This window comes from Kurthia populi (genome assembly GCF_042686175.1).
Taxonomy (GTDB): Bacteria; Bacillota; Bacilli; order Bacillales_A; family Planococcaceae; genus Kurthia; species Kurthia populi.
Map to the genome: position 1 here is coordinate 1 of NZ_JBHUOR010000092.1, position 10,769 is coordinate 10,769.

Annotated in this window: 9 protein-coding genes and 2 pseudogenes; 4 read left to right on the forward strand and 7 right to left on the reverse strand. The window is 36.2% G+C overall.

Annotation, left to right across the window (positions count from 1 at the left end; all coding sequences use genetic code 11):
• Positions 1-114 precede the first annotated feature (114 nt).
• Positions 115-1,794, reverse strand: a complete 1,680-nt coding sequence (locus ACFSY7_RS11035) for a formate--tetrahydrofolate ligase (RefSeq protein ID WP_380147867.1) — start codon at positions 1,792-1,794, stop codon at positions 115-117.
• Positions 1,795-1,985: 191 nt separating this feature from the next.
• Here ACFSY7_RS11035 and ACFSY7_RS11040 point away from each other — a divergent pair, with 191 nt between their 5' ends.
• Complete coding sequence (locus tag ACFSY7_RS11040; RefSeq protein WP_020189663.1) at positions 1,986-2,186, forward strand: cold-shock protein; 201 nt, start codon at positions 1,986-1,988, stop codon at positions 2,184-2,186.
• A 51-nt stretch (positions 2,187-2,237) separates the two neighbouring features.
• Here ACFSY7_RS11040 and ACFSY7_RS11045 read toward each other — a convergent pair whose 3' ends face one another.
• From ACFSY7_RS11045 to ACFSY7_RS11055, 3 genes are all read right to left on the reverse strand, one after another.
• Positions 2,238-3,578, reverse strand: a complete 1,341-nt coding sequence (locus tag ACFSY7_RS11045) for a hemolysin family protein (protein WP_380147868.1) — start codon at positions 3,576-3,578, stop codon at positions 2,238-2,240.
• A 187-nt stretch (positions 3,579-3,765) separates the two neighbouring features.
• Positions 3,766-5,127, reverse strand: coding sequence for an aspartate kinase (locus tag ACFSY7_RS11050; RefSeq protein ID WP_380147869.1), 1,362 nt, complete (start codon positions 5,125-5,127; stop codon positions 3,766-3,768).
• Between the two features lie 172 nt (positions 5,128-5,299).
• Positions 5,300-5,497 (reverse strand): zinc-finger domain-containing protein, encoded by a 198-nt coding sequence (locus ACFSY7_RS11055; protein ID WP_370323607.1) that lies wholly within the window; start codon positions 5,495-5,497, stop codon positions 5,300-5,302.
• Positions 5,498-5,587: 90 nt separating this feature from the next.
• Here ACFSY7_RS11055 and ACFSY7_RS11060 point away from each other — a divergent pair, with 90 nt between their 5' ends.
• Entirely contained in the window at positions 5,588-5,974 is a 387-nt protein-coding gene (locus tag ACFSY7_RS11060) for a reverse transcriptase-like protein (RefSeq protein ID WP_020189659.1), read from the forward strand.
• 55 nt (positions 5,975-6,029) lie between these two features.
• Here the strand turns inward: ACFSY7_RS11060 and coaW are convergent, their stop codons facing one another.
• Complete coding sequence (gene coaW, locus ACFSY7_RS11065) at positions 6,030-6,872, reverse strand: type II pantothenate kinase (protein ID WP_020189658.1); 843 nt, start codon at positions 6,870-6,872, stop codon at positions 6,030-6,032.
• Positions 6,873-6,946: 74 nt separating this feature from the next.
• Positions 6,947-8,506, reverse strand: a complete 1,560-nt coding sequence (locus ACFSY7_RS11070; RefSeq protein WP_020189657.1) for an amidohydrolase — start codon at positions 8,504-8,506, stop codon at positions 6,947-6,949.
• 149 nt (positions 8,507-8,655) lie between these two features.
• Here ACFSY7_RS11070 and ACFSY7_RS11075 point away from each other — a divergent pair, with 149 nt between their 5' ends.
• Positions 8,656-9,483, forward strand: coding sequence for a squalene/phytoene synthase family protein (locus ACFSY7_RS11075; RefSeq protein ID WP_199754665.1), 828 nt, complete (start codon positions 8,656-8,658; stop codon positions 9,481-9,483).
• A gap of 54 nt (positions 9,484-9,537) precedes the next feature.
• Here ACFSY7_RS11075 and ACFSY7_RS11080 read toward each other — a convergent pair.
• Positions 9,538-10,031 (reverse strand): annotated as a pseudogene (locus ACFSY7_RS11080) (RrF2 family transcriptional regulator).
• 134 nt (positions 10,032-10,165) lie between these two features.
• Between ACFSY7_RS11080 and ACFSY7_RS11085 the strand changes: the two are divergent.
• Positions 10,166-10,606, forward strand: a pseudogene (locus tag ACFSY7_RS11085) (carboxymuconolactone decarboxylase family protein).
• Positions 10,607-10,769 lie beyond the last annotated feature (163 nt).

Here is a 10,769-nt window from a genome sequence, read left to right on the forward strand (position 1 = left end):
CTTTTTATTCTATACAAAAACAAAAAAATTACAGATAAAAAGGACTTCGGCATCTTCATTTGCCGAAGTCCTTTCTTTAGCTAGGGTTTTGTCCCAGCCTCTTCTATTTGTTATTTAGAATAAACCGACAGCATTACCGTTTTCATCAATGTCCATACGAAGAGCAGCTGGTTCTTTTGGTAATCCAGGCATTGTCATAATGTCACCGGTTAAACAAACAAGGAATTTAGCGCCAAGTTTTGGAATAACCTCACGTACTGTAATCGTAAATCCTTCTGGGCGACCTAATAATTTAGGTTGATCTGTTAACGAATATTGTGTTTTTGCCATACAAATCGGCAAGTTACTCCATCCAAAACGTTCAATGTCCGCTAATTGTTTTTTAGCTGTTTCTGCAAACGTAACATCGGCACCACCATAGACTTTTTGAACGATAGCACGCACTTTATTTTCAACACTGTCTTCTAAATCATAAATTGGTTTGAAGTGATTATCTGTTGCAAGAACATCTAATACAGCTTGTGCTAACTCAAGACCACCTGCACCACCTTGTTCCCAAACATTTGTTAACGCGATTTTTACACCGTTTTCTGTACCCCAGTTTAAAATAACATCTAGCTCTTCTTGTGTATCTGTAATAAAACGATTTAACGCTACAATCGGTTCAACGCCAAATGCACGAACAGTTTCCACATGTTTCGCTAAATTTTGCATACCCGCTGCAATGGCTTCAGGGTTCGCTACTTTTAATTCTTTTTTATCGACACCACCATGCATTTTCAGCGCACGTGCCGTCGCAACAATAACCACAGCATTTGGTTTAAATCCAGCTTGTACTGCCTTAATATCCATGAATTTTTCAGCGCCTAAATCGGCACCAAAGCCCGCTTCTGTTACAACAACATCCGCCAATTTACGTGCTGTTTGTGTTGCTTGTACCGAGTTACAGCCGTGCGCAATATTAGCAAATGGACCACCATGAATAATAGCAGGTGTACCTTCTAATGTTTGAACTAAATTTGGTTTAAAAGCATCTTTTAATAATAAAGTTAATGCTCCTTCTACTTTCAAATCGCGAACTAAAACAGGTTCTCTTTCATATGTGTAACCAATAACAATTTCACCTAAACGTTTTTTCAAATCTACATAGTCTGTAGCTAGACAGAAAATCGCCATAATCTCTGAAGCAACCGTAATATCAAAACCATCTTCACGTGGAACACCCTGTGCAGGACCACCTAAACCAACAATCACATTTCGTAATGAACGATCATTCATATCTAATACACGTTTCCAAAGAATGCGACGAGGATCAATATTCAATTCATTTCCACGATGGATATGATTATCAATTAATGCTGCAAGCGCATTATTTGCTGTTGTAATGGCATGTAAATCTCCTGTGAAATGCAAGTTAATTTCATCCATTGGTACAACTTGTGCGTAACCGCCACCTGTTGCGCCACCTTTAATTCCCATAACCGGCCCTAAAGATGGTTCACGCAAAGCAACTACTACTTTTTGGTTTAGTTGATGCAATGCATCTGCAAGTCCTACAGTTACTGTAGATTTCCCTTCGCCAGCTGGTGTTGGATTGATTGCTGTAACTAATACAACTTTTGCATCTGCAGTTTGATTTTTTAATTGTGTCACATCGATTTTCGCTTTATATTTCCCATATAACTCAAGCGCATCTTCTGGAATTCCAGCCGCCTTAGCGATATCACCGATGGGTTGCATTGTTGCTTTATTAGCAATCTCTAAATCAGATAGTGGTGTAGTAACATTTGACATGTATAATCCCTCTTTCTTTCATCTGAATGTTTCGAAACTTTCTAGCCTTACATTACTACAAAATACCTTTCACTTCAATGGAATCGCCGTATGACGCTATTAATTGACAATAAAAAGAAATTCATGCTATAGTCGTTTCATTAGAGGAATGTCCTTTAATCGAAATTTGGCGACATATGGAGGGAACGCTCATGCACCAAGGTACGGTAAAATGGTTCGATACAGTGAAGGGTTACGGCTTTATTGAGTGTGATCAAGGAGATGACATCTTTGTTCATTTCACAGGAATTGTAGCGGAAGGCTTTCGTACATTAGAAGATGGGCAACGTGTTCAATTCGATGTCGTTGAAGGAAACCGTGGCAGTCAAGCGGCTAATGTAATTGTCATTTAATTTCATACAATATAAAAAGGACGAATCTGATTGATTCGTCCTTTTGTTATGCTATTTCTCTTCAGCTAATTCTATTTTCTTTTGTGCTTCTGGTAATCTTTTAATATCAATGCGAACAATTTGATGATTGTTTACTTCAAGCGCAGTGAAACGGAAACCTTGTTCTTCAATTAAATCCCCTTGTTTTACATCACCTAGGTGCGCCATAAACCAACCACCAATTGTATCAATATCTTCAGCTTCAATTTGCATACCAGTTAAATCATTCACTTCATCTAATAATAATTTACCACTTACATTAAAATGATTTTTATTGAATTCATGCTTTTCAGGAAGTTCATCTGCATCAAATTCGTCACGAATTTCGCCAACGATTTCTTCAATAATGTCTTCAATTGTCACTAAACCAGATGTACCACCATATTCATCAAGTAAAATAGCAATATGAATTCGCTTCGTCTGGAATTTAATTAATAAATCACCAATTGGAATGGTCTCAATTACTTGAACAATTGGTTGTACAAATTCACCGACCGTTTTTTGACCACTTTCCTCATGACGAATCATTTCGGTTAGTAATTGTTTCATATTCACAAAACCAATCACATGATCCTTATCACCATCGATAACTGGATAACGTGTATATTGTTCAACATCCATTAAGCTAAATACTTCTGTCAATGTCATCTCTTTATCGAAACTAACAATTTCAGTACGTGGCACCATCACTTCTTTGGCAACACGATCATCAAATTCAAAAATTCGATTCACATAGTTAAATTCAGAAGGATTGATTTCGCCGCCTTTAAAACTATCTGCAACAATCATACGTAGTTCTTCTTCGCTATGTACCTCATCGTTTTCAGACATCATTTTCAGGCCAAACAAACTTGTTAATAACCGGGCAGATCCATTTAATAGCTTAATTGGTAAATACATAATTTTATAGAATATCATTAATGGACCTGAAAAAGCTAAAGTTACAGCCTCTGCTTTTTGAATAGCTAATGTTTTGGGCGCCAATTCACCAACTACCACATGCAAGTATGTCACAACTGAAAAAGCAACGATAAAGGATATAACAGATGCTAGATTTCCTTCTATTCCTGTCATTTCAAATAGTGGATGTAGTAATTCTTCGACTGTTGGTTCTCCAATCCATCCTAAACCAAGTGCAGTAATTGTAATACCAAGCTGACATGCCGATAAATATTCATCTAAATGCGTAATGACTTGCTTTGCTTTTAATGCACGTTTATTGCCTTCTGCAACTAATTGATCAATTCGCGTTGAACGTACCTTTACAATTGCAAATTCTGTTGATACGAAAAAGGCTGTTGCAGCAATCAATACTACAAACAATACTAAATTCCAAACTATCTCTCCGTCCAAATAAGTTCTTTACCACCTCAATGATGATAAAGAATTCACCTCCTGTAATATGTAATACTATTAATGTAATCAAAAATAGTCTTAAAATGCAATTTATATGTATAGGAAAGTGAAATATTTTCACTGTCATATCTTATTGTTTAATAAAAAAAGCTCCTACATATAGGAGGAGCTTTTTAGCACATAATTAAACATTTACTGGTTGGAAAAACTCTTCATACAATGCTTTTAAAATGGCATCTTCAAATTGTTGTTTCACACCAAATGATAAAGATACTTCCGAAGAACCTTGGTTAATCATTTCAATATTTGCACCCGTACGAGAAATCGCTGTTGCAGCACGAGCAGCTAGCCCCGTATTATTATTCATTCCTTCACCTACCACAACAATCATTGAGAAGCCGTGACGGAAATGCACATCATCTGCATGTAATTCATCATATACACGTTTCACAATACGCTGTTCTTTTTCCGGATCTACTTGATGGCTGCGAATAATAACGGAGATATCATCCAATCCAGATGGTGTATGTTCATATGAAATATTTTCTTCTTCTAAAATTTGTAATAATTTACGACCAAAGCCGATTTCTCTGTTCATTAAGTATTTACTTACATATAAAATTGAGAAACCTGCGTCAGCAGAAATTCCTGTTACAGGACGACGATTTATTGTACTTTCTGAAACGATACGTGTTCCTGGTGATGCTGGGTTATTCGTATTTTTGATGTTTACAGGGATTTTTAATTTAAATACAGGCATTAACGCTTCATCATGAAACACTGAGAAACCCGCATACGATAATTCACGCATTTCACGATAAGTAATTTCGGTAATTTCGGCTGGGTTATTTACTACTTTCGGGTTTGCACTGAATACGCAATCTACATCCGTAAAGTTTTCATAGATATCTGCTCCTACTGCAGCGGCTAAAATAGCACCGGTAATATCTGAACCTCCACGGTCAAATGTACGCAATACGCCTTGTGCTGTGTACCCAAAAAATCCTGGGAAAACAATAATTTCATTTGAATCTTTTAACGAGCTTAAATTATTATATGCTTCTGACAGTGCCATTGTTCGTGCAGGTGGTTCATTAACAACTAAACCCTCTTCGGGACTTACATAACGCGCTTCAATGCCAATGCTATTGAAATACATAGCAATCATTTTTGCATTATTATCTTCCCCACTTGCTTTTAAACTATCTAACACATACTCAGGAGATACTTTAATTGCTTGTTCACAACGTGTACGTAAATCCGCTTCGATAATATCTGAAATTTCTCTATCTAACCCTAAACCTTGCGCATTTTCTTCGTAACGTTTTACAACCGCTTGTATTTTATCTTCTATCTCTTCCCCAGCAATCACAGCGTTTGCCAAATCGATTAATAGATCCGTCACTTTAATATCTGCCGAATCGCGTTTCCCAGGCGCTGATACGACAACAAAGCGACGTTGTTCATCACTTTGAACAATTGCTGCCACTTTTTTTACTTGTTCCGCACTTGCGACGGAAGTTCCACCGAATTTACATACTTTCATGTCATCAAATCCTTATCGTCTGTATTTTTAGAATAAACATATGTCTTCCATCAGTGTACATAACAGATGTTAGAATAGTCAATATATTTTCCTTATTATTCTTGCAAAAATATTCCGAATTTTCAACAAGGTGTAATAAAAGCGTCTAATTACCGACTAGACGCTCTAATTCTTATTCTTTTGAGTACATTTTTAATAATTCTTGTCCTAAGAATTGCAATTGCTCGCCTACTGTGCAAGATTCAATACAAAACTGATGAGCTCCCGGCTTGCCACGATCTTTACGTAATTGCTGTTTTACAAAGCAATCATCACAATATTTCTCCATCGTTTCATCAATTTCACTAATAATATTTTGTTGATTCAACAATGAGATCACCTCAATTTCAAGTATTGTAATATTCTACTCTCTCCTATGATATGATGCAAGTATCATTTCTTCACAGAAAGTAGGGTTTATATGTTAGAAATTTATATTGATGCAGCAAGCGCTGGAAACCCAGGGCCATCTGGCATTGGTATTTTTATAAAAGGAGAGGGGCATCTTTTAAAAATAAGCGAGCCAATTGGTGTTACGGACAATCACCATGCTGAGTTTCAAGCATTTGTCCGTGCAATGAAAGAAGCCGAAAAATTAACACCTTCTATAGTATCTCTACGCTCCGATTCAAAAATTGTCGTGGCATCTATCGAAAAGCGGTATGCTAAAAAAGAATCCTATAAAGAATTATTAGCAACGGGTCTAGCTATTAGCGATACCTTTCCTTTATTTTTCGTGCAGTGGATCCCTGATGAACAAAATAAAGCCGCTGATGCACTCGCACGCGAAGCAATTCATAAAAACTAAACATGCTAACTAGATAAAAAAGCAGGAATCACACATAAGCGTGATTCCTGCTTTTTTATACACAACTTACTTGTTCTTTAGCATATAACAATGCCCCAATTGCGCCGCTAAATCCTTCGTCCCCTAAAAACACAGCTGTTTTCTTTTTCAATTTCGTATAACTTGTAATAACATCTCGTAGTTTCGTATTATGATCTAGTGTTGTACCAATATACACAATATGCTCAACTTGATATTGTTCAGCTAATTGAATACTCAATGTCGAGACAACTTCCCCAACAAGCCCCATCGTCGTCGCTAAAATATCTGCCTTTACATAATCTTGTGGTGGTTTCAACCCTACTTTACCAAAATTACTTGCTGTTAAATCTGGATCAAGCGGTGCAGGTACCTCCATTCCTTCAAAAATATCAGCTACCATCAAATCAATATTTTTTCGCTGCCCGGTAGCAGCTAAACTTGAAATTTCATGATAATCGTATTCTCCAGTCATTAAGGCACTCAATCCAACAAGTGTCCCTCCACCAATGCCGGTACCACTAACACGTGTATACGCCTCACCATTTTTATAATGGATGGATGTCCCTGAACCAATATTCGCGACAATACAACGTTCTAATCCGCCTTCTTGACGCTTTAATTGATAATTCACTCCGCGAAATGTTGCTTCAAACTCCACTAATGAATGACGTGTAAGAGAATCATTTAATAATAGATTCAATTGCTCTGCTCGCCCACCTGTCATACCAAGTATTTGAATTTCTGGGTGTGCATTAATAAAAGCTGCTACTTGAGCTAAATCATTTGACGGATAATGACGAACTTGTAATTCATTATTTCCATCTGTGTAGGCGATTTTTGTTAATGTACCGCCTGCATCTATACCAATTGTATTCATATATAAACTCCTTTTTCGCTTCCATTACACTTTAATTCGAAAATAAGGCATTTGCAAATATTTCATACGCATTTTTATGATTTTTGTTCATATACAATTTTACCTGCTACAACTGTTTTCATAACTGCCGTCGATAAAATTTCTTCTTCTGTACAATGCAGTAAATCACGATCTAAAATTGTAAAATCTGCATCATAATTTGGGGCAATATGACCGCGATATGTTTCTTGGTTGCCTGTATACGCACTACCTACTGTATACATATGAAGCATTTCATATCGCGACAAACATTGTGAAGGCTGATAAACTTCGCCACCTACTTTCTTACGTGTTACACCTGCCCAAATCGTTTCAAATGGACTAATACGTTCTATAGGTGCATCTGTTCCTGCGCCTAGAACAATTCCTGCACGCAAAAACTCTTTCCATGGATATAAATAGTGACTACGTTCTTCCCCTAAACGTTCGGCAACCCATGGCATATCCGATAATAAGAACAATGGCTGTGCATCTACAATAATGTTTAACGCTGCTAATCGTTGAATTTGTACGGGCGTACATAAGCTCCCATGAATATAACGATCCCGCATTTCAACAGCAGGAACTTGTTCTAATGCTGTAATCACTTGCTCAATCGCTCCATCACCAATCGCATGAACGGCTACCGCTGTATTATGAGAACGTGCTAATGCAATCCAAGAAGCCATTTCCTCATCACTATGAATCTGAATACCCGTTGTTTTTGTCCCTTCATAAGGTGCATTTAAATAAGCTGTATTTCCTCCAAACGAACCATCTGCAAAAATTTTCATTGCACCCGGTTCAAGGAATGGATTATCAAATGTTACACCATCCGTTATCATTTCTTCAAAAACACGATGATTTCTTAACATATGTGCACGGAAATAGCGTTCCTTACCAATCACTCGATTATACGCACCAAAAGATTTTGTATAATGTCCAAAGTATCCCAAGTCTTCTGAGTGAACACCGGTGATACCATGAGCTACTAAATCATCAATTGCTAAGCGAATCATTTCATCTAATTGTTCTTCAGGAATATTAGCAGAAGCTAAATCAAGTAAGGCATCATTGGCATTTTCATAAAGTAATCCATTTAAATTTCCATGTTCATCACGACCATAAGCACCACCAACAGGATCCTCACTTTGTTTGGTAACTTTTAATTTTTCTAAACCTGCATGATTCGTTAAGCAAACATGTCGACAAACTCGACGTAATAACATTGGTCCCGAATAAAGCGCATCTAACTCGTCAATAGAAGGAATACGATCCATTCTATTTTCATCCCACATATCAATATACATCCATTCAGTACCATCTAATTTACTCGCTTCATCTCGCACTTCTTCTAAAAATTGAGCAGCTGTTGTCACATGATGAACTCTTCTCTTTAATAGAAGTTCACCGTATCCAATTAAATGGATATGACTGTCAATAAACCCTGGATACATTACTGCACCATTTAAAAATTGTTGTTGTTCTGCAAATGGTGCTAGTTGTTCATATGTACCCGTTTGAATAATTTTATCCCCATCTGTCAAAACAGCTTCGGTTGTATCACCTTCACCAATCATTGTATAAATTGTGCCACCATACCATAATGTTTTCACAACATTTCCCCCTTGTGCGAATCAAATTGGCATTATTATATCAGAAAATGGAAATTATTTCGAAAATCTGTTTTTTCATTGTCTATTTATGACTTTTTGCAGTACCATAAATAAGGAAACACTATAGAAGTTTGAACGGAGGTATCTTTGTGGTACAACAAAAACAATTATATAAAGAAGCGATGAATGTACTAAAAGCAACAAGTCGTACATTTTTCATTCCCATTACGTTTTTAGAAAAGGATATGAAAACAACAGTTGCAACTGCGTATTTATGTATGCGCGCAATTGATGAAATTGAAGACCACGAAGACATTACAGTAGAAGAAAAAGCACGTATGCTAACAAAAACTGCTGAGCTTCTAAGCACCCAACCATTTGATAATGCAGCGTATCTAGCAGAAATCGATGCATATAAATCGATTTTACCTGAAGTAACATTGCGCTTAAATGACTGGATAACATTATGTCCAGATGCAATTCGTCAACGTGTAGCAGCCTCTACAAGTGAAATGGCTGGCGGCATGGCAAAATGGGCATTAAAAGGTTGGGTTTGTCATACAAAAGAAGATTTAGATGATTACACATATTATGTTGCTGGCTTAGTTGGCGTTATGTTATCTGATATTTGGAAAACATTTGCGAATATTGATACAGACCGTGATTTAGCTATCGGTTATGGTCGTGGTTTACAAGTAGTCAATATTTTACGTAACCAAGACGAAGATGCTGAGCGTGGCGTAAGTTTTGTACCGGATGGCTGGACACGCGACGAATTATTCGCCTATGCAAATAACAACTTAGAAAAAGCAGAGGCTTACAATAAACAAATTACAAAACGTAGTATTTTAATGTTTTGTAAAATTCCACTCGCACTTGCACATAAAACATTAAAAACCATGCACAGTGGTAACGAAAAATTAACGCGGGCTGAAGTTGAAGCAACTGTTGCAGAACTAGATGAACATACAAAATAATGATGAAAAGAGGCTAGGATTTTGTCCCAGCCTCTTTTTATGCATTTTCCGCTACTATTCTTTTAAAAAATAGGCACGCGTTGCCTGACGTTGTTCTTCTAATAAGATGTTTTCTAATTCTTCATGCATCCATTGTAAAGTCTTTCCGTTTAAAAATTGTTTCATTTGTTGTTCTGCTTCTAACATTGTTTGATTAAACAAAAAGAATTAGATTCACAACCACTACAAGCTGTATTTTCATCTTTAATCATCGTACCAGCCACTAGATTTTTACATTGGAACATTGGTTTAAGTCCTTCAATTGCACGAATAACATGCCAAAATGTAATATCTGATGCTTCTTTTGCTAAACGATACCCACCGTTAACGCCTGGTATCGACAATACAATACCTGCTTTTGCTAATTTGCTAAAAACTTTTGATAGATATGTTTCAGATAATCCTTGAAATTCAGCAAGTTCTTTTATCCCTATTGTTTTCTGATCCGGAAGACTAATTAAATGAACGAGACTATGCAAGGCATATTCTACTGTCACACTATATTTCATTTTGTTTCACCCACTTCTTTCAATAATCGCATCGTATCATATTTGACTTTTATTTTAAAAAAGAATTTCTTAATTATAGACAATTTTTATCCACGATTTTTTATCTATTATTAATTGAAAAGGAATGATTTATTATGAAAAGTCGCATTAACTATTATAAAGTAAGCGAAGCAGGGCTCAAAAATATGTTATCAATGGAAAAATATATTTCATTGAACATGAATTTAACTAAGAAGTTAATAGAATTAGTGAAAATCCGCGTATCACAAATTAATGGCTGCGCTTTTTGTTTGAATATGCATACACAAGATGCACGTAAATTAGGTGAAACAGAATAACGTATTTATTTATTAAATGCCTGGAAAGAAACCTCTTTATACACTGAGCAAGAACGTATGGCACTAGAATTTGCAGAAATATTAACGTTAATTAGCGCACATGATATTCCAGATACGCTATATGAAGAAGTCCGCACACTTTTCGATGAACGCCAATATACAGGCTTAGTTTTACTGATTAATCAAATTAATTCATGGAATCGCATTGCAATTTCTATGGCTAATAAATTTGCTTAACTAAAAAAGTGCACTCTTTGTATAAAAGAACGAGCGCACTTTTTTCATATTGGAATACTTTTTATATGATAGATTGTCAAATTAACTGCACCACTTCACATTCAAATGCATCCTGTGTGGTATTCCAGTTGAGGCACTTTCTTGGTCGATTGTTGATCAATGA